General features: G+C 66.5%; 21 protein-coding genes. 10 read left to right on the plus strand and 11 right to left on the minus strand.

Annotation, left to right across the window (positions count from 1 at the left end; all coding sequences use genetic code 11):
* Both GSQ76_RS31000 and GSQ76_RS03810 read left to right on the plus strand, forming a co-directional pair.
* The coding region (locus tag GSQ76_RS31000) for an alpha/beta hydrolase (protein WP_216850880.1) at positions 1-588 on the plus strand (588 nt) is incomplete at its 5' end.
* Positions 585-2,879, plus strand: coding sequence for a xanthine dehydrogenase family protein molybdopterin-binding subunit (locus tag GSQ76_RS03810; protein ID WP_254070226.1), 2,295 nt, complete (start codon positions 585-587; stop codon positions 2,877-2,879). The genes GSQ76_RS31000 and GSQ76_RS03810, both read left to right, overlap by 4 nt.
* On the opposite strand, the gene GSQ76_RS03815 is transcribed toward GSQ76_RS03810, so the two are convergent.
* From GSQ76_RS03815 to GSQ76_RS03840, 6 genes are all read right to left on the minus strand, one after another.
* A complete protein-coding gene (locus GSQ76_RS03815; protein ID WP_158742573.1) occupies positions 2,854-4,056 on the minus strand; it encodes a glycosyltransferase family 1 protein in 1,203 nt (400 codons plus the stop codon). The genes GSQ76_RS03810 and GSQ76_RS03815 overlap by 26 nt on opposite strands.
* Positions 4,057-4,144: 88 nt before the next feature.
* On the minus strand, positions 4,145-4,591 hold the full coding sequence (locus tag GSQ76_RS03820) for a DUF2147 domain-containing protein (protein WP_158742574.1): 447 nt from the start codon (positions 4,589-4,591) through the stop codon (positions 4,145-4,147).
* Positions 4,588-5,298: a glycosyltransferase family 2 protein gene (locus GSQ76_RS03825; protein WP_158742575.1), complete on the minus strand. Its 711-nt coding sequence runs from the start codon at positions 5,296-5,298 to the stop codon at positions 4,588-4,590. Before GSQ76_RS03825 ends, GSQ76_RS03820 begins: the two co-directional genes overlap by 4 nt.
* A gap of 4 nt (positions 5,299-5,302) precedes the next feature.
* Positions 5,303-6,352, minus strand: a complete 1,050-nt coding sequence (locus tag GSQ76_RS03830) for a radical SAM protein (RefSeq protein WP_158742576.1) — start codon at positions 6,350-6,352, stop codon at positions 5,303-5,305.
* Complete coding sequence (locus tag GSQ76_RS03835; protein ID WP_158742577.1) at positions 6,349-7,704, minus strand: glycosyltransferase family 87 protein; 1,356 nt, start codon at positions 7,702-7,704, stop codon at positions 6,349-6,351. Before GSQ76_RS03835 ends, GSQ76_RS03830 begins: the two co-directional genes overlap by 4 nt.
* Complete coding sequence (locus GSQ76_RS03840; protein WP_216850881.1) at positions 7,701-8,396, minus strand: DUF2064 domain-containing protein; 696 nt, start codon at positions 8,394-8,396, stop codon at positions 7,701-7,703. The genes GSQ76_RS03835 and GSQ76_RS03840 overlap by 4 nt, the downstream gene beginning before the upstream one ends.
* 217 nt (positions 8,397-8,613) lie before the next feature.
* Between GSQ76_RS03840 and GSQ76_RS03845 the strand changes: the two genes are divergently transcribed.
* Both GSQ76_RS03845 and GSQ76_RS03850 read left to right on the plus strand, forming a co-directional pair.
* Positions 8,614-8,841, plus strand: coding sequence for a hypothetical protein (locus tag GSQ76_RS03845; RefSeq protein ID WP_158742579.1), 228 nt, complete (start codon positions 8,614-8,616; stop codon positions 8,839-8,841).
* Positions 8,842-9,009: 168 nt separating this feature from the next.
* Positions 9,010-10,917 carry a PAS domain-containing sensor histidine kinase gene (locus tag GSQ76_RS03850; RefSeq protein ID WP_158742580.1) on the plus strand — a complete coding sequence of 636 codons (1,908 nt, stop codon included), beginning with the start codon at positions 9,010-9,012 and terminating at the stop codon, positions 10,915-10,917.
* A 49-nt stretch (positions 10,918-10,966) separates the two neighbouring features.
* Here GSQ76_RS03850 and GSQ76_RS03855 read toward each other — a convergent pair whose 3' ends face one another.
* From GSQ76_RS03855 to GSQ76_RS03865, 3 genes are read right to left on the minus strand one after another with little or no spacing between them, the layout of a single operon-like run.
* Positions 10,967-11,524, minus strand: coding sequence for a cob(I)yrinic acid a,c-diamide adenosyltransferase (locus GSQ76_RS03855; protein WP_254070227.1), 558 nt, complete (start codon positions 11,522-11,524; stop codon positions 10,967-10,969).
* Positions 11,521-12,408: a cation diffusion facilitator family transporter gene (locus GSQ76_RS03860; RefSeq protein WP_158742582.1), complete on the minus strand. Its 888-nt coding sequence runs from the start codon at positions 12,406-12,408 to the stop codon at positions 11,521-11,523. Before GSQ76_RS03860 ends, GSQ76_RS03855 begins: the two co-directional genes overlap by 4 nt.
* A gap of 59 nt (positions 12,409-12,467) precedes the next feature.
* Positions 12,468-12,860, minus strand: coding sequence for a winged helix-turn-helix domain-containing protein (locus tag GSQ76_RS03865; RefSeq protein WP_254070241.1), 393 nt, complete (start codon positions 12,858-12,860; stop codon positions 12,468-12,470).
* Positions 12,861-13,074: 214 nt separating this feature from the next.
* Between GSQ76_RS03865 and htpG the strand changes: the two genes are divergently transcribed.
* Both htpG and GSQ76_RS03875 read left to right on the plus strand, forming a co-directional pair.
* Positions 13,075-14,913 carry a molecular chaperone HtpG gene (htpG, locus tag GSQ76_RS03870; protein ID WP_158742584.1) on the plus strand — a complete coding sequence of 613 codons (1,839 nt, stop codon included), beginning with the start codon at positions 13,075-13,077 and terminating at the stop codon, positions 14,911-14,913.
* A 157-nt stretch (positions 14,914-15,070) separates the two neighbouring features.
* Complete coding sequence (locus tag GSQ76_RS03875; RefSeq protein ID WP_256366960.1) at positions 15,071-15,571, plus strand: DUF4142 domain-containing protein; 501 nt, start codon at positions 15,071-15,073, stop codon at positions 15,569-15,571.
* An 80-nt stretch (positions 15,572-15,651) separates the two neighbouring features.
* Here GSQ76_RS03875 and GSQ76_RS03880 read toward each other — a convergent pair whose 3' ends face one another.
* On the minus strand, positions 15,652-16,275 hold the full coding sequence (locus GSQ76_RS03880; RefSeq protein WP_158742586.1) for a glutathione S-transferase family protein: 624 nt from the start codon (positions 16,273-16,275) through the stop codon (positions 15,652-15,654).
* Positions 16,276-16,411: 136 nt separating this feature from the next.
* On the opposite strand from GSQ76_RS03880, the gene GSQ76_RS03885 reads away from it, so the two are divergent.
* Positions 16,412-17,821 carry a coniferyl aldehyde dehydrogenase gene (locus GSQ76_RS03885; RefSeq protein WP_158742587.1) on the plus strand — a complete coding sequence of 470 codons (1,410 nt, stop codon included), beginning with the start codon at positions 16,412-16,414 and terminating at the stop codon, positions 17,819-17,821.
* A gap of 27 nt (positions 17,822-17,848) precedes the next feature.
* Positions 17,849-18,901, plus strand: a complete 1,053-nt coding sequence (locus GSQ76_RS03890; protein ID WP_158742588.1) for an aldo/keto reductase — start codon at positions 17,849-17,851, stop codon at positions 18,899-18,901.
* 45 nt (positions 18,902-18,946) lie between these two features.
* Here the strand turns inward: GSQ76_RS03890 and GSQ76_RS03895 are convergent, their stop codons facing one another.
* Entirely contained in the window at positions 18,947-19,669 is a 723-nt protein-coding gene (locus GSQ76_RS03895) for an aspartate/glutamate racemase family protein (RefSeq protein WP_158742589.1), read from the minus strand.
* A 59-nt stretch (positions 19,670-19,728) separates the two neighbouring features.
* Here GSQ76_RS03895 and GSQ76_RS03900 point away from each other — a divergent pair, with 59 nt between their 5' ends.
* A complete protein-coding gene (locus tag GSQ76_RS03900; RefSeq protein ID WP_158742590.1) occupies positions 19,729-20,421 on the plus strand; it encodes an RraA family protein in 693 nt (230 codons plus the stop codon).
* Entirely contained in the window at positions 20,418-21,359 is a 942-nt protein-coding gene (locus tag GSQ76_RS03905) for a glyoxylate/hydroxypyruvate reductase A (protein WP_158742591.1), read from the plus strand. Before GSQ76_RS03900 ends, GSQ76_RS03905 begins: the two co-directional genes overlap by 4 nt.
* Positions 21,360-21,469 lie beyond the last annotated feature (110 nt).

Consider the following 21,469-nt stretch of genomic DNA (forward strand, 5'->3'; position numbering starts at 1 on the left):
CATTTTGGCTTCCGCCACCCGCACCGCGCCCTGTCGCTCACCGTGGCCGGCTGCGGTTACGGCGCCGAGCCCGACGCGCGCGAGCGCTTCAAGGGGGAGGCGGACACCATCGCCGCCACCCTCCTGCGCGACGGCATGCCCGCCTTCGCCGAGCGCTACGCCTATGGCCCAACCCGCGTGCAGTTCGAGGCCAAAGACCCCCGCGGCGTCGAAACCTTCAAGCGCCAACTTGCCGAGCATTCCGCCCTAGGCTCCGCCAACACCCAATTGGGCGTCCAACGCGAACGCCCCTCGCTCTACGAACTCACCGACCAGATGGCCAAGCTCACCATGCCCGTCCTCGTCCTCACCGGCGATGAGGACTGGCCCTGCCTCCAACCCGGCGTGCTCATGAAGCGCACCATCCCCACCGCCGCCCTGTCGGTCATGCCGAATTGCGGCCACACCATCAATTTGGAAGCCCCGGACGAGTTCAACCGCATCGTCGGTGACTTCCTGGCCCAGGTCGATTCCGGACGCTGGCCGCAGCGCGATCCGAGGGCGCTCGTCACCTCCATCACGGGCATGTCCAGCAAAGACGCGCCTTGACCACGCCGCTCGTCGGTCAATCCATCCGGCGGTTCGAGGATAGGCGCTTCCTGACCGGCGGCGGCCGCTACATGGCCGATATCGTCTGCCCCGGTGCGCTGCACGTGCATTTCGTCCGCTCGCCCCACGCCCACGCCGTGCTGCTGGGCGTGGATGCAGGCGCCGCCCGCGAAATGCCCGGCATCCATGGCATCTTCACCGCCGCCGACCTTGCCGCACTAGGCCCGATCCCCTGCACCACCGCCGTGCCTAGCGAGGAGCCGATGCGCGTGCCGTTCCGCGCCATCCTCGCCACCGATCGCGTGCGCTACGTCGGCGAAGCCGTCGCCTTCGTCGTGGCCGAAACCGCAGTGCAGGCGCAGGACGCCGCCGAGCAGGTGTTGGTCGATTACGACCCGCTCCCCTGCGTCACCGAGGCGGAGGACGCGCTCGCCCCTGGCGCCCCCCAGCTATGGGACGAAATCCCCGGCAATCTCAGCTACCGCTTCAACAAGGGCGACCGCGCCGCGGTAAAGGCCGCGATGGCGAAGGCCGCGCACGTGGCAGCGCTCGAACTGGTCAACAACCGGCTTATCATCACCCCACTGGAACATCGCGGCGCCCTGGCCGAATACGACCCGGCCACCGAGGGCTTCACCCTCACCATCAGCGGCCAAGGCGTCCACGGCATCCGTCGCGACCTGGCGAAAACCGTGTTCAACCTCCCGCTCGACCGCGTGCACGTCATCTGCCCCGATGTCGGCGGCGGATTCGGGGTGAAGAACCCGACCTATCCCGAATACGCCGTCGTCATGTGGGCCGCGCGCGAACTGGGCCGGCCGGCGCGCTGGGCGTCCGGCCATGGCGAGGATTTCGTCTCCACCGCACATGGCCGCGACAACGCCACCCGCGCCCGCCTCGGTCTGGACGGGCAGGGCCGCTTCCTCGCGCTGGACGTCGAAACCGTCGCCAACCTCGGGGCCGCCATGTCCACCGGCGGCCCCGGCAGTTCCACCAACGCACCCGGCAACGCCATGGGCGGCGGCTACACCATTCCCGCGGTGTTCATGACGGTCCGCGGCGCGTACACAAACACCGTTCCGCTCGATGCCTACCGCGGCGCCGGCAAGCCAGAAGCCGCCTACCTGCTCGAACGACTGGTGGACGAAGCCGCGCGGCTCACCGGCATCGACCGCGTCGAACTCCGTCGCCGCAACCTGGTGCGCGACTTCCCCCACCGCACCAGCATGTCCACCACGATCGATTGCGGCCGCTTCGCCGACAATCTCGACCCGGCGCTAGCAGCCGCCGACGCCACCGGCTTCCCCAACCGCCGCACCGCCTCCACTGCCCGCGGCCGCCTACGGGGCCTGGGCGTTACCTGCTTCCTGGAAACTGCCCGCGGCGCCCCGAACGAGGGGGCGGAAATCAAATTCCTTCCCGGCGGCCGGGTATCGCTGCACCTCGGCACCCAGTCGAACGGGCAGGGCCACGAAACCAGTTTCCCCCAAATCGCCGCCGACCGGCTCGGCCTCCCGCTCGAAGCCTTTCAGTTCATCCAGGCCGACACCCGCCTGGTGCGCGACGGCAATGGCCACGGCGGCGCCCGCTCGCTCCACATGGGCGGCTCCGCCCTAGTCGACGCCATCGGCCTGGTGATGGAAAAGGCCCGCCCCGTCGCTGCCCGCCTGCTACAGGCGCAACCGGAGGAAGTAAGCTTCGCCGGCGGCCACTTCACCGTCGCCGAACGCAGTGTGGCGGTGCTGGAAGTCGCCCGCGCCGCCGCCGAGGACCCGGCGGGCGACAAGCTGGACAGCTACCACTGGACGCTGCTGGACAAGATCACCTTCCCCAACGGCTGCCACATCGCGGAAGTGGAAGTCGATCCCGAAACCGGCGTCGTCACGCTGCTGCGCTACACCGCCGCGGACGATTTTGGCACCGCCATCAACCCATTGCTCCTGATCGGCCAGGTGCAAGGCGGCGTCGCCCAGGGCATCGGCCAGGCGATGATGGAGCATACCGTCTACGACCCGGACAGCGGCCAACTCCTCAGCGGCTCCTACATGGACTATGCGGTTCCCCACGCGTCGGACCTGCCGGATCTGGATATCCACCTGCACGGCGTGCCCACCGCGTCCAACCCGCTGGGTGTGAAGGGCGCGGGCCAGGCAGGTGCCATTGCCGCCCCGCAAGCCGTGGTCGCCGCGGTTCTGGACGCGCTGGCGCCATTGGGTGTCCACCACGTCGACATGCCGCTCACGCCGGAGCGGGTGTGGCGCGCGATCAGTGCAGGGCGCGCCGCCAACTGAGCACGAGCGTGTCGATCGTCCGCTGCCAGGTATACTCCGCCGCTCGCGCCAATCCTGCCTGGCGAAGCTCGTCCGCGTAGGCCGGGTCTTCGATCAGCTGCCGCAGGCCCTCGGTAATCGCCGCCTCGTCCAGCGGATTCACCAGCAGCGCCGCGCCGACTGCCAACTCACCCACCGCTGTGGTGTTGGACGCCAGCACGGGCGTTCCCGCCGCCATCGCCTCCACCACCGGCAAGCCAAAGCCTTCGTATAGGCTCACATAGGCGAACACGCCGGCGCGGGCGCACAGCGCGATCAAATCCGCATCGGCTACGTGGCCCAGCAGCCGCACCGTGCCGTCCCGGATCGCGGCATCTGCCGCCGGGCGGGCCAGCACCTCGCCCCAGCCCTTGCCGCCCGCGATCACCAGGGGGGCACGCTGGCGCAGCGCCGGGGGCAGTTGTAGATGCGCCGTCAGCAGCCGGTCGAAATTCTTCCGCGGCTCCAGCGTCGAGATGGAGAAGACGTAGCTGCGGTCGACCAGATCGAAGCGCGCCAGCACCGCCGCCGCCGCCCCGGCCGACATCGGCTGGAACTCCTGCGCCGGGGCCAGCGGCACGACGTCGATCCGGTCGGCCGCGATGCCGAGTTCGCGCACGACGGCATCGCGGGTGAACTCGGAAATCGCCACGAACCGTTCGGCCTGGCGCAGCGTGCGGGGCAGGTTGCGATGGATCCATTGCAGCCGATCGGCCGGGTGCCAGGATGGTTCGTGGTGCCAGGACAGGTCGTTGATCGTGACCACGGTCGGCAACGACACCGGCCGGGCGATCATGTTGGGCTCGTGATACACCATCTGGCCGCCATGCGTGGCAGCCAGCCTGCGGACCGAGCGGCGCAGGCCCGAATGCTTGAACTGCCGCAGATGCTGCACCCCGGGGACCCGGCCCAGCGCCACCTTCCACGGGATGGGCCTGGGCGGCTCGCACGACAACTCGGTCGCCGGGTCATCCAACGAGTCGATGAGGTCGATCCCCACCAGCTTGTCGCCCATGAGCAATTCGGCCTGATCGACCGCGGCGGAAACCCGCGCGGCCCGGGCGATCTCCAGAGTCATGCGACCGACCCCGGAACGCCGGGTCGCAAGGCTATCGGCGCCGATCAGGACGCTGATCTTGGGTACACTGTCGAAGGGCAACGATATGTCCGAAAAACCGATTTGGGTGCCAAACCTCTGGCATAGAGCGGTCAAGTGCGGTCGGCAAACCCGAATTCGGCCGTTGTGATCAATTCCGCACGTGGCAATCCGGAGTCAAATGCCCGTTAAACCGGGTCCAGAACACGGTCTTGCCCAGCAGAGGAATACCGATGTAGCCGCGCATCCGCAGCCGACCGTCTTCATCCACCCGCAGGGTTATCGTGTAGCGCTTGTCATCGTCCGGATTGATGATGTGGCCGTCCCACACGCCTTCATCATCGACCTTGCCATCCGGGATGATCTGCAAATGGCAGCGCGACCGCCCATGCAGGTCCTTGGGTGGGGTGCCATCGGGCGCGAAATTCGTCACCCCGCTCACCAGGCCGCACAATCCTGCGGGGCAGGCGTAGATCCGCACGATCCCATCGCGATCCTGCGTCCACCAATCACCCATCACCGCCGTTGGGTCGGCGGCCTGGGCCGTGCCACTCGCCAACAGGGCGACCAGCACGGCGGCAGCAATGCGGCGGATCACGGAAGCGGCGCTGGCTTCGCTGAGCCGGCCACACGAACGAAGGTCGTCACGATCCGCCATCCGGCCCGCAGCGTACCCCGCAGAGAACCGGCCACTTTACTTTCCCCACCTGCCCGGCAGCGATAGGGCACTGGCACTTCCAGGATCCGTAGACCGGCGCGGGCTGCCTGCATCTGCATCTCGATATTCCAGCCATAGGTCATTTCCTGCAGGTTCAGCCCCACCAGGCTAGAGCGGCGGATCGCACGAAAGGCGCACATGTCGGTATAGCGCACCCCATACAACGCCCGCATCCCCAGTCCGGCAGCTTGCCCCGCTACTACCTGGTGCCAACTCATCGACCCTGGGTCGCGGTTCCCTCGGGTGCGGGATGCGATGACGAAATCATGCGTGCCGGCCCGGATCGGATCGACCAGCAGATACATCAGGTCGGCCCGGTCGGCACCGTCGCCATCCATGAACACGATGACGTTGCTCGCCGGGTCGGCTGCCTCCGCCGCGCGGGCACAGGCCAGGCCATAACCGCGCTGGCGCAGATCCAGCACGCGGGCGCCCGCTGCCTCCGCCACCTGCTGCGTGCCGTCGGTGCTGCCACTATCGGCGACGATGATTTCGGCGGCCACGTCGCGCGGAATTTCCCGCACCACGGCGCCGATCGCATCCGCCTCGTTCAACGTCGGGATGACGACGGTGGCAGTTGCCCGCATCTGGCTAAAGCGACCAGCGCAACCCGCAATTCTCACAAGGCTTCGGCGGGGCATCGCTCAGCAGGGACCGGCGGAATTCCTGGTATAGCGGGCCGTTCCAGATATCCCGCAGAGTGTCCTGCGTCGCGTCGCCCAGCGTGTAGTTGCTGTAACCGCGGGCGGAGAACGGGGCGATGCAGCAGGGCAGGGCGCGGCCATGCGCGGTGAAATACATCAGCGACCAAGGCCGGCGACACGTGGCCCACGGCGTATCGCCATCATTGTTCTTCAGGCTCACGCCGGGTTCCGTGGCGCCCGAGGCATCCAGCAACACGCCCATCTCCCGCCCCAGCGCCTGGGCGGCACTGATCGACTGTTCCTCCTCGGCCTGGGTCTGCTCGAACAGGCTGTTTTCCTGCCGCGCCATGCCGAACCCGGCGTCGTCGAATACCAGGCGCTGCAGATGCACTTCCTTGACGCCCATATTCGCCGCCATGCGCACGAAGTCGGGCAGTTGCTGCACCGTCTCCTTCAGGCCCGTCAGCCAGATGGATACTTTCGGCGTGGCGCTGCCGACTTTGGCCTGAAACGCGGTGAACTTGCCGACATCGCGGACGATGCGGTCGAAGAAGTCCTTGCCGCGCACCAACAGATAGGTCTTCCGGTCCGCGGCATCCACGGAGACGCGCAGCTCGTCCAACCCGGTGTCGATCAGTTCCTGGAACTTCTTGGGGTTCAACAGCGTGCCGTTGGTGTTGAACAGCACGTAGATGCCGCGATCCTTCAGGTAGCGGATCATCCGTGGCAGATCCTTCACCAGCATCGGCTCGCCCACGCCGTGCAGCACCACGCGGGAGATGCTGTCGAACTGGTCCACGATCTTCGTGAACACCTCCCACGTCATGTCCTGCGGCGGTTCCAGCGTCTCGAACGTGCGTGGACACGTTTCGCACAGCAGGTTGCAGCGGTTGGTCGTCTCCAGATACAGGCACACTGGCGGTGCGGCCGTGACATCCCGCGCCTGCACGGTCTCGAAATAACGGGTCGGATCTTTCAACGTCGTGACGGACATCATCGGCTCTCCATACTGGGGGCGGTGCGCGCCCGGTGGGCCTGCGCGACGTCGAACGCGGCAAGGACGAGGGCTGGGCCGTAGATCAGCCAGGGATAGATCGCTTCCCGGTGATACGGATCGACGTAGAGGATCACGCCGCTGACCGACAAATAGATGACGCTGCGATACGGCGCGAAGCAGGCGAACAGGGCGAGCCATCCCAGGTACCAAGGGTAATGTGGCGAAAGCGCGATCGTCGTTGCCGTCGCCAACACGGCTCCCGCCCGCCCGATCCCAATAATACGGCCACCCGGCGTCGTCGGATGCGGCCGGCCCAGCATGTAATAGGCGGCGAGGCCAAGCAGCGCGATTGCCGCAACTGCCAGATAGGCGCGGGCAGTCCAGGCCGGTAGAGGCACGAACTGCCGTGCCGCTCGCAGGAGGAAGAACCCACTGCCAGAATCCAGCCCCTCTTCGGCCGCGTAGCCCGGCAAATACCCAAGCACGTGCCAACCCGCCCCCACCGCATAGGCGGCATACAATAACACGATCACGCCCAGCGTGGTGGCCAGCATTCGCCAGTCCCAGCGGCGCCAGAACGCGGGGAAGACGGCGGCTGGCAGCAGCTTGCACAAAATTGCCGCGCCCAGCAGCAGCCCGGCCCAACCCTGGCGCGCCGTGCTGGCAAGCAGCATGGCCAGGGCGATGAAAGCGATGCTCGCCGCATCGATATGGCCATTTCCCGCATATTCCCACAGCGGCAGCGGGTTCCAGGCATACACCAGCACCCCCGCCATCGGCAGCGCCGCCCGCCGCAGCAGGATCGCGATCGTGACGATCGTCACCGCCTCGAACCCCGCCATGACGATCTTCACCATGGTGATGGACGACCAGATCTGTCCGATCGCAGCGAAGATGATCTGGGCGACCGGCGGGTAGATGGTGGGCGCCTCTTCCGACCGGTTCACACTGGCGTAGATCTCGTTGTCCCGTAGGAATTCCAGCTGCGGCGCAGCGGGCAGATACCGATACGGGTTGATGCCCTGCGCCTGCACCCGGCCGTCCCAAACGTAGCGGAACAGGTCGGATGACAGGAAAGGCGGCCACACCAGCGGCAGCACACGCATGCCGAACCCCAGGCCCAGCACCAGCCACGCCGTGCGCGCCGGCAATGGCCCGCTGCGCACCAACCAGACGGCGCCGAAGTAGACCGCCCCCGCCAAGCACTCCAGCCCGATGAAATATCGCAGCCGCTCATCCGACCCGATGGTCGAGACGGCGCCGGGCCGGTGGCACAGCAACTCGGCACCCACCAGCAGCAGCAGGATCAGCCCGGCCCCCACCAGGTATCGTTCGCGACGGGCAGAATTCACGCGGCCAACCGGTTCCGCAGACCGAGTGCCGCGATCTGGCTGGCAGTAGCGGGCGCGCCGAACCCCACGCCACTGGCCAAATCGTCGATCAACCGGGCCAGCGACAAGCGGTCGTCCACGTCGTACCAGCCCGCCAACTCGGGCATCTGCAACCCGATCGCTGCAGCCGCCGCGCGGGTCTGCGCTGCGACCTCCGCTGTGCTCCAATCGATGCCGGCATAAAGCTCGTCATAGTCCGACGTCATGCCCAGCAGGTAGTAGCCGCCATCTTCCGCCGGGCCCAACACGGCACGGTCGCCGGCTTGCAGGCGTTGGGCCGCTTCCACCAGGCATGCAGTCGGCAGCGTCGGACTGTCGGAGTTCAGCACGCAAACCGAATCGTGGCCGCGGGCGAACAGCGCCCTGGTCGCATGCAGTAGGCACCGGCCGAAGCCGTCCACCCCCACTGGCATCTCCCCGGCGCCATCCGCCAGCACCAACTTCGTCCCGGCCGCCAGCACGCCATCGAACAGGCCTTCATAGCCAGCCGGAGCGTAGGCGACGTAGCCCGTGATATCGGCCTGCTGGCTCGCGAGGCGAATGTTCTCGGTGATGTCGCGCAGGAACGCAGCACTCATCTGGCGCGCTTCCTCGGGCGATAGCGGCGGTGACAACCGCGTTTTGGAGTGCCCTGCGCGCGGAGCCTTGGCCATGACCGCGATCCCGCAGCTCATCCGCGTAGGGCCTCGACTGGCGAACAGCATGACGAGATAAATACCATCCGTTCTAAAACTCGGCCAGTGGGTTCACGATAGACGCCACGTGCTGCAACGTTCGGCTATAGCAGCGGTTTGGTTACGCGGCGCTTCCAAATAGTTGACGTGAGTTTCGGTATTGATCCGGCTCGGCAGATCATTATACCAATCGTTAATGGCCTCCGCTTCGTTCCAACCGACCCCGCTCGACCTGGCGCTCGCGCAACATCCCACTGCCGAGGCCGACAGCCGCGCCGTGGCGGAGGCCGCCCAGCCGCCGGATTGGGCGCGGCTCGATGCGGTAGCCCACGCCTACACGGCCGCCTTCGAACGGTCCCGCGCGCAATTGCACACCCTCTCGCGGCCAGAGCAGACCGTGGCGTATCGAGGCAAGTCCGCCTAGCCCATCCGCCGTAAATGGCTGTCCATCACGGGAATGTTCGCGGCCGGGCGCCTCGCTGCCCACGACGCCAGTTCAATTTGATGTAGAAGGCGGCCTGCTTGGTCCCGGTTATGGACCGACTCCCCTGGCTGGCGTTGCGTGCGCCTGGCCATCATTGAAGGGTCATCGGTGGCGGATACGGAGCTGAGCGGATCGCAACTCGTCGCGCTAAGCGAATTCTTGCCGTTGGGGATGGTGGTGGCCGAGGCGCCGTCTGGGAGAATTTTGCACGGCAACACCGCCGCTCATCGGATCCTACGGCGCAACATCGGCCCGATCGAACACCAGTCCGGCTATGATCGCATGGTCTGGTTCCACCCCGATGGCCGCCGCGTCGCCGCACCCGAGTTCCCGCTGGCACGTGCCCTGGCCGGCGAGACGGTAGATGGCATCACCCTGCAGGCTGAACGAGGTGATGGCACGCTGGGCTGGGTGCGGCTCAACGCCGCCCCCGTGCGCGACGGCGGCCGCATCGCCTACGCCATCGTGACGATCGACGACATTGCCGACGAGCGGCAGGAACACACGCTGTTGGAACAGACTGTGGCGATCCGCACCACGGCGCTGCACCAATCGGAGGTGCGAACCTGGACCCTGTTCGAGCACTCGCCCCTCGACCTCCTGGTGCTGCAGGTGGACGCCGCCGGGATCGTTCGGGTGGACGAGTGCAACACCGCCTTTTGCCGCACCACCGGCCTGCACGCGGATCAGCTGATTGGCCGCCCGATCGCCGAGGCATTGGGGCAGACCGGCGCGCGCATCGCCTCGGACTGCCTCACCTGCCTGGCCCAGGGTGGCTTCGAATGCCAGCACAGCCTGACCTTCCCGGTGGGCGAACTCGTGGTCCGCACCTATTACCGTCCCCTGCCGGACGAGGAAGCCGGCAGCCGCCGCATCCTGCTGACCCAAATCGATCTGACCGAGAGCCGCCGGGTCGAGGGCGCCCTGCGCCAGGCGATGCGGCTGGAGGCGATCGGCCAGCTCACCGGCGGCGTCGCGCACGAGTTCAACAACCTGCTGACCGCCGTGCTCGGCAGCCTGGACCTGCTGAGCCGCCGCGTGGTCGACGAGCGGGAGCGCCGCTGGGTGCAAACTGCCACCAGCGCCGCCCAGCGGGGTGCGACGCTGACCGGCCAATTGCTCGCCTACGCCCGCAAGCAGTTCCTGGCCCCGGCGGCGACCGACGTGCCAGCCTCGCTCGGCACGATGATGGAGCTGATCCGCGGCAGTCTGGGCAGCCGGATCACCCTGGCGACCGAGTTCCACCCCGCCACCTGGCCCGCCTTCGCCGACCCGGCGCAGTTGGAACTGGCGTTGCTGAACCTTCTGGTGAACGCCCGGGACGCGATGCGCAACGGTGGCCGGGTCATGATCTCCACCGAGAACCGTCCCGCCGGCCATGCCGACCTGCCACAGGAGCTGGAGCCCGGCGACTACGTGCTGCTGGCCGTCGCCGACACGGGCACCGGCATGCCACCGGACATCCTGTCCCGCGCCATGGAGCCGTTCTTCACCACCAAAGGCATCGGCGAGGGCAGTGGGCTGGGGCTCTCCCAGGCCTATGGCGTGGCCCGGCAACTGGGCGGCACGCTGCGCCTGCGCAGCACGCCCGGCGCCGGCACTACCGCCCACCTGTTTCTACCCCGCGCCGAGACTCTGGCGAATGCCACCCATCGGCCGCTGCTGCTGGTCGACGACGACGCCGACGTCCGCTCGATTGCCGGCGCGGTGCTGCGCGAGGAGGGTTGGGACGTCCACGAGGCGGAAGACGGCGCATCCGCCCTGGCCGCCATGGGGTCTATTTCGTTCGCGGCGCTGCTGGCCGACCTGTCGATGCCGGGCATGTCCGGTGCCGAACTCGCCGTCGCCGCCCGCGCCTGCCAGCCCGGCCTGCCGGTGGTGTTCCTCACCGGCAACGTCGATCTCGATATGCTCCGAACGCTGCCCGGACCGGTGCTGAAGAAGCCGTATTCGGTAGAGGCGCTGCTCGGCGCAGTGCGCACCGCCGTCCAAGGCAGCGCACCGGAACTCGTCTAGCCGGTTTCGAAACGCGGTTGCGCCGGGCGCGCAGCGCCGGAGACGCTAGCTAACGGTTCGCCCCCGGAACCCAGCGAACGTCCGACGCTCCATTGTCATTCAAGACCCGCCCCAACACGAACAGATGGTCCGATAGCCGGTTCAGGAACCGCACCACCGCCGGGTTTACATCCTCCGTCCGCGCCAGCGCCACCACCAGCCGTTCGGCCCGGCGAACCACCGTGCGTGCCAGATGCGCATAAGCCGCCCCCGGTGAGCCGCCCGGCAGCACGAAGCTATCCAGTGGTGTCAGACCGGCGTTCATCACCGAAATCTCGGCCTCCAACCGGGCAGACGGCGCATCCGTCAGCCGCAGCCTGTCACCGGCCTCGCCCGGAACGCACAGGTCCGAGCCGACGTCGAACAAGTCGTTCTGCACCCGCGCCAGCATCGCATCCGGCTCGCCATCGGTATGCAGGCGCAGCAGCCCGATCGTGGCATTCGCCTCGTCCACCGTGCCGTAGGCCTCCACCCGCAGCACGTCCTTGCCAACCCGGCTGCCATCGCCCAGCGACGTCTGGCCGCTATCGCCGCCGCGGGTCACCACCCGGTCGATGCGGATCGTCACAGCACAGGAATTCCGTGGTGTTTGGCTTTGCCCTCGGGCTCGACATGGATGGTGATGACCAGTTGCTCCATTTCCGTGCGTAACGCTGCCTCGATACGGTCGCATATGGCATGCGACTCCGACACGCGCATCTCCCCGGGAACGACCAAATGGAATTCCAGGTAGGTTTGCCGCCCGGCGTGGCGGGTGCGCAGGTCATGCACCTCCAGCGCCCCCGCCGCGTGGCCACCAACCAACCGGCGGATGCGCTCGACGACGTCCGGCGCCGGGGCCGCGTCCATCAGCCCGCCGATCGATTGGCTGATCAGGCTCAGCCCGGACCACAGGACGTAGATGGCGAACACCGCCGCCAGCAACGGATCCAGGATCGCCAATCCCCGCCATTGCGCGGCGCCCAGCCCGGCGATGATGACCGCCGACATCGCCGCATCCGCCCACAGATGGCGCCCATCCGCCTGCAACGAGCCCGTCGGGGCGTAGCGGCTGGCCCGCAGCATCACGCTGCCCCACACCGCGTTCAACGCGGTCGCCAACCCGTTCAGTGCCAGCCCCTGCCAAGGCGCCATCAACGGCGCCGCATCGCGCCAGGTGGTCCATGCGTGGGTCAGGATCAGGACACTGGCGACGATGATGAGTGCCCCCTCGACCACCGCGGCAAAGAACTCTGCCTTCTGGTGGCCGTATGGGTGGTTTTCATCCGCCGGCCGTGCTGCGAAATCGATCGCGACCATGCCGATGAACAGGGCGATCAGGTTGACCGTCGCCTCCATGGCGTCGGCAAACAGGGCGGCACTGTTGCCCAGCGACCAAGCCCCAACCTTCAACGCCAGCACGCCGACGCCCAGCACGATGCCGAAGCTCGCGATCTGCTGCGTCCGTTGCAACCGGCGCACTCCTGCTTGTGTGCGCCGCCTGTAGCAAACGCCAGCCGGTCTTGCGAGGTCTAGCGCTCCCGCTCCCCAGTCGTGAATTGCGTGTTATAACCCTTCTGGTCCGGCTCGTAGAGCATGTAGCCCCGGCCCCAGGCGGTGCCGATGACGTTGGGGATGCCGGCAATCGCCAGCTTCTTTCGCAACTTGCAGATAAAGATATCGATCATCTTGGCCTTGGAAACAGCGGTCTTGCCATAAACGATGTCGATGAAAACCTGCTTGCCCAGCACCGTGCCCCTGCGCAGCACCAGCACTTCCAAAATTTGATATTCCTTCGCGGTCAACTTCAGAACAGTGTTGCCGACACTGGCGCGGCGATTGGCAAGATCGATCCGGAGCGACCCTACCCACAATGTGGCCGGGCCCAATTGCAGCGCCATTGCTTTATCGTCGTTGCGATCCATCGCCGACAAACGCCTCTCCTCTCTCGGCGCGACATCGCGTACTTTATGACATCTGGTATCAGGCATTGCGTCATCCAAACGAATGATTTTTCGCAGCAGCCGCCACGGTTTCGCGTGACGCGTCGCACGCATGCCACTGAAACGGCCAACCCGCCTTGAAACCGGCCGCGCGCCTCGGCATATCGCCGGGCATGATCAGCCTGGAGTCCAATGCATGAGTGAGACGATCGAGCGGCACGAGTTTGGCGCGGAGGTAGGGCGCCTGCTCGACCTGGTGGTGCATGCGCTCTACTCCGACCGGGAGATCTTCCTGCGCGAGCTGGTGGCCAACGCCGCCGACGCGATCGACCGCCGCCGCTTTGCCGCCCTCACGCAGAGCGACCTCGCTTTGCCGCCCGACGCCGCCGTTCGGATCGTGCCGGACAAGGAGGCTCGCACCCTTACCATTTCCGATCCCGGTATCGGGATGGACCGCGAGTCGCTCGTCTCCAACCTCGGCACCATCGCCCGGTCCGGCACCCGCGCGTTTGGCCAATCCCTGGCGGACGCCAAGCCGGAGGAACGGCCGAGCCTGATCGGCCAATTCGGCGTCGGCTTCTACTCCGCCTTCATGGTGTCCGACCGTGTGGAGGTCACCTCGCGCGCCGCCGGGTCCGACCAGGCCTGGACCTGGGCGTCGGAGGGCAGGGGCGACTACACCATCGCGCCGGCGGAGCGCGAGCAGGCTGGCACCACCATCGTGATGCACATCAAGGCCGACGCGGACGAGTTCCTTGAGACGTACCGGCTTGAGACGATCATCCGCAAATGGGCCGACCACATCACCATCCCCATCATGATCGCCCGGGATGGCGAGGATGTCGCCGCCAACGAGGGCACGGCGCTTTGGCGCAAGCCCAAGGCCGACATCACCGAAGACCAATATACTGAGTTCTATCGCCACCTGGGTCACATCTTCGACAAGCCCTGGGCCACCCTGCACTGGCGGGCGGAGGGCGCGCTCGAATTCACCGCGCTGCTCTACGTCCCCGGTTCCAAGCCGTTCGAGGCCGTCGAGGGTGACCGCAAGAGCCGCGTGCGCCTGCATGTCCGCCGCATGTTCATCACCGACGAGGCCGACCTGCTCCCCGCCTGGCTGCGTTTCGTCTCCGGGGTGGTGGACACCGAGGACCTGCCGCTGAATGTATCGCGTGAGATGCTGCAGGCCACCCCGGTGCTGGCCCGCATCCGCAAGGCCGTCACCAACCGGGTCCTCTCCGAACTGAAGTCCAAGGCCCGCGACGAGACCGACGAGGGGAAAGCAAGCTACGCCGGCTTCTGGCAGAACTTCGGCCCCGTGCTGAAGGAAGGCCTGTGGGAGGACCAGGAGCACCGCGCCGACCTGGCCCCTCTGCTGCGCTTCAAGTCTTCCACCGAGGAGGGCTGGACCTCACTTCCCGCCTATGTGTCCCGCATGAAGCCGGAGCAGGAGGCGATCTACATCCTTGTCGGCGACGATACCGACGCGCTTGCCAAATCCCCGCAACTCGAGGGTTTCCGCGCCCGCGGCGTGGAAGTGCTGTTGCTGGCCGACCAGGTCGACGCCTTCTGGCCGGAGCGAATGGGCACCTACGAGGAGAAGCCGATCCGCTCCATCACCCAGGGCGCCGCCGACCTCTCCAAACTCCCGCTGGAAACCGCTGCCGAGGACGCGGCCGATGTCACCGAGTTGGTGAAATCGCTGACCGAGGCCTTGAAGGGCTCGGTTTCCGAGGTCCGCGCTACCGACCGCCTGGTGGACAGTGCCGTCGTCCTCTCTGCCTCCGCCGCCGGGCCAGACCTGCAGATGCAGCGTCTGCTGAAACGGGCGGGCCGGCCGATGCCAACGACGCTGCCGATCCTGGAGATCAATCCGCGCCACCCGTTGATCCGCCGCATGGCCGAACTGGCAAATGTGGAAGACGCCGCCAGCACGCTGCTGGACCTGGCCCGCATCCAGGACGGCGAACCCCCACGCGACCCGGCGGCCTTCGCCCGGCAGATGGCTGCCTCCCTGGCAGCCAGCCTGGCCTGACCCGCCCCGCCTAACCCGACCGGCCTCTCCCTATACGTCGGGGGAGGCCGTTTGGTTTCTAGCAGCATACACCCATGCCCGGCGTGCACGGCATTCACGCAAGCGCGGGCAACTAATCCGTTCGGATGAGCTTTGTCACTCGCTCACCGGAGGTTACATGAACCGTTTGCCGCTCATCCTATTGGCTGCCATTGCATTTCCAGTTGCTGCTGGCGCCGTCGATTCCGTCTCCACAGGCGACCGGGCATTCATCGCCATGGTCAGCCAAGGCGGCATGTTCGAGGTCCAGGCCGGCCAGCTTGCGGCCGACCAGGGCGCCACCCAAGACATCAAGGACTCCGGCGCAACCGAGGCGCGCGACCATAAGCTCGTCGGCGACCGCCTCAGCGCGATCGCGGGCGACGCGGGCGTGACCTTCCCGGATACGCTGAACGCCCAGTTTAGCAAGGAACTGGCCGATTTGAAGGCGAAGACCGGCCCGGCCTTCGACGCCGCCTACCTGCGCGACATGGAAGACATCCACGCCAAGGACGGCGCAGCCTTTGCGAAGGAAGCCGCCAGCAGCAGCAACCCGAAGCTGAAGGCGTTTGCAGCCGAGACGCACCGCATCGTCCTGCGTCACATCGGCGAACTCAAGGCCGTGCCTGCTAAAACCTAGATCGCCACCCTTCATTCCAGCATGACAAAGGACAACTGTCCTCTGGTGGGGATCGGGGCTAGCCCCGATCCCTTTCCCGCCTAGGATAGCGACACCTCGAACCCCCGAGCCACAGCCGGGCGTGACATCAGGACATCGTACCACCGCCCGACATTCGGGAAATCGGCGAAGTCGACCCTGTGCCGCTCGTGCCGCCAGGCCCAACCGAGGATTGCGAAATCGGCCACCGACAGAGCGCCGGCGACGAACTCCACCGTCGCAAGGCGCCGGTCGAGCACGCCATACAGCCGCCGGGTCTCGGCCGAATAGCGCGCCAACCCGTATTTCTGATCCGCCGCCTCCTTTACCCCCAGGAAGTGATGCACCTGGCCCGGCATCGGGCCGAACCCGCCCATCTGCCACATCAGCCATTCCAGCACCGGCACCCGGTCCCGCAGGGCAGTCGGCAGGAATTTGCCAGTCTTCTCACCGAGATACAGCAGGATCGCCCCGCTCTCGAACACGCTGAGCGGCGCGCCGCCTGGTCCCTCCGGATCGATGATGGCGGGAATGCGATTATTCGGGCTGATGGCCAGGAAGTCCGGCTTGAACTGCTCGTCCTTGGAGATGTTGACGGGCACGACGCGATACGGCAGGCCCATTTCTTCCAGCGCCACGCTGATCTTGCGTCCGTTCGGCGTGTTCCACGTGTGCAGCTCGATCATCGTTTCCGCGCTCCGGCATTGCTGCGCGGCACGCTAGCCATCCGGTCCGGCGCCGGCAAATCCGTCGCCCCTTGTCGTCGTGGCCGTCATCCCCAACCATTGAGGCATCGTACCGGCCTGACCAGGGAGGCACTGGATGGACATCGCCGTGCCCACCGATAATCCAGTCCGGCACACGCTGGCGATGCAGCGCCTTGCCGACCGGCGGGATGGTGCGCCCCCGCCAGAACAACGGCTGGCCGCGCTCGCCTCGCTGGACGCGACGCTGCGCGCCAACCGGGATGCGATTGCCGAAGCGATCTCGGTGGATTTCGGCCATCGCGCCCACCAGGAGACGATCCTCGCCGAACTGGTCCCGTCGCTGTCCGCCATTCGCCACGCCCGGCGTAACCTGAAGCGCTGGCTGCGGCCGGAAAAGCGCCGGGTCGACATCGCATTCCAGCCCGGCCGCGCCTGGGTGGAATGGCAGCCGCTGGGTTGCGTTGGCATTGTCTCGCCCTGGAATTACCCGCTGCTGCTCACAGTCAGCCCCCTGGTGGACGCGCTCGCGGCGGGCAACCGGGTGATCGTCAAACCATCGGAAATGACGCCGCGCTTCGCCGCCTTGTTCGCCGTGCTGATGCACGAGGCCATCGACCCGGCGCAGGTCAGCGTCATCACGGGCGGCCCCGACACCGCCCGGGCATTATGCGCGCTGCCGCTGGACCATCTCCTGTTCACCGGCTCGACCGCGATCGGGCGGGAGGTCGCGCGGGCCGCGGCGGAAAACCTGACGCCGGTGACGCTGGAACTGGGTGGTAAGTCCCCGGCGCTGCTGTTTCGCGACTATGACATGGCGGCGGCGGCCCGCAGCATCGCGCTGGGCAAGTTCTTCAACGCCGGGCAAACCTGCATCGCACCCGATTACGTGCTGGCGCCCGAGGAACACGCGCCTCGCTTCGCCCAGATGCTGCTGGACGCGGCGAAGCGGCTCTATCCGCGCATTGGCGGCAATCCCGACTACACATCCATCATCAGCGACCATCACCACCAACGCCTGTATGCGATCCTGCGCGAGGCGGAGGCCGCTGGCGCGACGCTGCTACGGTTAGGCGATTCCTACGCCGAGCGACGGCTGGGCCCAACCATCGTGCTGAACCCGCCGCTGGATGGCAGGCTGATGCAGGAGGAAATCTTCGGCCCGATCATACCCGTCATCGGCTATCGCGAAGTCAACGATGCATTCCGCTTCATCCGCGATCGGCCGCGACCTTTGGCGCTATACCCGTTCACGAAGGACCCGGCTAAGCTCCGGGCTGCCATGACGGGCACGATATCCGGTGGCGTTTGCGTGAATTCGACGCTGATGCAGTGCATCCAGGACGATCTGCCATTTGGCGGCGTTGGCCTTTCCGGCATTGGCGCCTATCATGGGCAAGACGGGTTTCGCCGGTTTTCCCATGCCCGCGGCGTCTACCAACCAGGCCGCGTGCGTGGCTTCGAATTCCTCGCCCCGCCATACGGGCGCAAGATGCGCCTCGCGCTGCGGGCGATGCTGTTGCGCTAAAATCCTGCTGACGATGGGAGACACGCCATGCGTATGAACAAACTCGGCCGCACCGGGCTCTTCGTGTCCGAACTATGCCTGGGCATGATGACGTTCGGCGGCAAGGGGGAGATCTGGAGCAAGATCGGCGACCTCGGCCAGGCCGAGGCGGATCGTTTCGTCGCCCACTCCGTCGAATCCGGTATCAATTTCTTCGACACGGCGGACGTCTATTCCGAAGGCATCTCCGAACAGATCACCGGCCAGGCGATCCGCAACCTGAATCTTCCACGCGACAGCGTCGTCATCGCCACCAAGGGCTATGGCGGCATGGGGAAGGGGCCCAACACCGGCGGCAGTTCCCGCCTGCATCTGCTGGACGCGGTAAAGGCCAGCCTGACCCGCCTGCAACTCGACCACATCGATCTCTACCAACTGCACGGCTTCGACCCGGCGACCCCGATCGAGGAAACCCTGCGCGCGCTCGACACGCTCGTCCAGCACGGCCACGTCCGCTATGTCGGCGTGTCCAACTGGGCCGCCTGGCAGATGATGAAGGCAATCGGTTTGTCCGAGCGTCTGAACCTCGTGCGGATCGACAGCCTCCAAGCCCATTACAGCATCGCCAGCCGGGAGTTGGAGCGCGAGATCGTTCCGATGCTGCGCAGCGAGGATGTCGGGCTCATGGTCTGGAGCCCGCTCGCCGGAGGCCTGCTCAGTGGCAAAGTCACCCGCGACCAGGCCTCCCGCCAGGGCGACCGCCGCGCCAGTTTCGACTTCCCGCCAGTCGACAAACCCCGCGCCTACGACTGCATCGACGCCATGCAGCCCATCGCGGCCGAGCGTAACGTCTCCGTCGCCCAGATCGCGCTATCCTGGCTGCTGCATCGCCGGGCCGTCAGCACCGTCATCGTCGGCGCCCGGCATTTCGCCCAATTAGAGGACAACATCGCCGCCACCAAGATCGAGCTGACCGAGGCGGAACTGGACGCCCTCGACAAAGCCAGCACGCTGCCCGCCGAATATCCCGGCTGGATGTTCGAACGCCAAACCGTGCGCGCCACGCTGCTGGCCAACGCCGGGCGCAAAAACGCGCGCTGAAGACAGGCTAAGGGAGGGGGATAGTCATCCCCCTCAAACCCCCTTTTATCCCATAAAGGACTTCGGCCGCACCGCGCCATGCAGCCATTGCACCAGCGTCACCACATCGAACACTGGTAGACCTGTCGCAGCGGCGACTGCCGCCGCGTAGGGCGGCATGTTGGTGCATTCCAGCACGATCGCGCCGACGTCAGGATGCTCCGCGATCAGCGTACGCGCCGCATCCAGCACGTCCTGTTCTGCCTTCTCGGTATCCAAATCATCCCGTTCCGCCTTGATCAGCACCGGGAACAACTCGCGCCCGCCCTCGCATCCCGCCATCGGCGTATCCACCGGCGCCCCCACCGCCTCCAGATGCGCCGCCGTCAAGCTCTGCCGCGAGATCGTAATCACCCCCACCCGGCGACCCGGCGGCAGCGTCGCCTGCACCCATGGCACCTGCATCAGCGAACTGGTTGCCACCGGCACGCCCACATGCGCCGCCAATTCCCGCTGGAACAGCGACAGAAACCCGCAATTGGTCGTAATGCACGCGGCCCCCAACGCGACCAACTCGTCGGCCGCCACCAGGAAATCCCGCAGCAGCCCTTCGGCGCGATTCAACACCACCCGCTCCGGGCTGGCGCCGCGCACCACGCGGTAATGCACGGGGAACGGCCAGGTGATGGCATTGCCCATATCGCCGGGCACGCGGGCAAACCGTGCCTCCAGCATCAGGATGCCCAGCGCCGCGCCATACACCGCTTGCCCGCCCCGCATCACCGCCATCGCTTGTCACCCCCAACGCTGCGCGCGATGCTGCCGCACACAACAACACGGGGGAAGCCATGCCATATCCATTCACACGCCAGGACCTCGAAGCCTTGGCCGCCTGGGACACGCCGACCATCTGCAACGGCCTGGAATTGGTGGTGCCCGAACGCCGCGCCATCGGCTTCACCACCGTGCAGATGGTCTCCGCCATTCCGCTCGCCAAACCGATGGTCGGCCTCGCCCGCGTCGGCTGCATCCGCGCCAAAGAAGCCCCCCGCGGCAAGGTCGCCGATCGTCTGGATTGGTACGACTATGTCGCCGAGGCCGAGATGCCCACCGTGGTCATGCTGCAGGACCTCGACGACACCCCCGGCTATGGCGCCTGGTGGGGTGAGGTGCATTCCACCGTGCACAAAGCCCTGGGCGCGCTCGGCTGCGTCACCAACGGCTCGTTCCGCGACACCGCCATGTTGGCGCCGGACTTTCAGATCATCGCCGGCATGATCGGCCCCAGCCACGCCCACGTGCACCTGGTCGACTTCGCCAAGCCGGTGAACATCTTTGGCATGAACTGTGCACATGACGACGTCATCCACGCCGACGCGCATGGTGCGGTGGTCATTCCGGCCGAGGCGGTAAAGCTGCTGCCGGCCGCCATCGACCTGTGCACCCGGCGGGAAAAGGTGATTCTGGACATCTGCGCCAGCCCTGACTTTTCTGCTGCCAAGCTGCGTGACGCCGTAAAACGATCAGGTGAGATTCATTGACGATACTGCTGGTCAAATCCGGCGGTGAGGCGGCACTGCCCGATTGGCAGCGCCACTTCGCCGAGTCTGCCCCCGACATCGAAGTCCATTGGTGGGACGACCCGGCCATCCAGCCGGAGCAAGTCGAATACGTCCTGGTCTGGGAACCCGATCACGGTCGCCTGGCCCAGATGCCGAACCTGCGCATGGTGCTGTCCACCGCGGCCGGCGTCGACCACATCACCCGCGATCCGGCCTGGCCCGCTCACCTCCCGCTCGTTCGCATGGGCGGTGAGGAAACCGCCCAACGCATGGGCGAATACGTCAGCCTCGCCTGCCTCGGCCTGCTGCGGGACGTCCGCCGGATCATGGCGTCGCAAGTCGCCGAGAAATGGGACTATTTCGAAAACCCACGCTGCGCCCTGGACGTCCGCGTCGGCATCATGGGCATGGGCAATCTCGGCGCCCGGTCCGCCCAAATGGTCGCCGGGCTCGGCTTCCAGGTCGCCGGCTGGTCCCGATCCCGCAAGGAGCTACCCGGCATCGAATCCTTCGCCGGCCCGGAAGAATTCGAGGCATTCCTCAGCCGATCGGACATCCTGGTCTGCCTGCTGCCCGACACGCCAGACACGCGCGGCGCCATCCGCGCCGAAACCATCGCCCTGCTGCCACCCGGCGCTGGCGTGGTAAACGCCGCGCGCGGCACGCATGTCGTATTCGACGACCTGGTTGCCGCGCTGCAAATCGGCCACCTCAGCGGCGCGGTGTTGGACGTATTCACCCAGGAACCGCTGCCCCCGGGTCACCCCGCCTGGTCGCATCCCCACATCCTGGTCACCTCGCATCTCGCCAGCCTGGCCACCCGCAGCGCCCGCGTCCGCTACGTCGCCGATGCCATCCGCCGACACGAGGCAGGGGAGGCGCTGCCGAACCTCTACGATCCGATCCGGGGCTATTAACGCAGATTTCACGACGACCTAGCGCACGTGTCGGCCATGGCGGAGCCTCTCAGCCGATCCTAAGTCCACTAAGGATAACCCACTGACAACACCGTTAAAACCGCGTCTTC

Origin of the sequence: Acidisphaera sp. L21 (assembly GCF_009765685.1) — a bacterium.
GTDB lineage: Bacteria > Pseudomonadota > Alphaproteobacteria > Acetobacterales > Acetobacteraceae > LMUY01.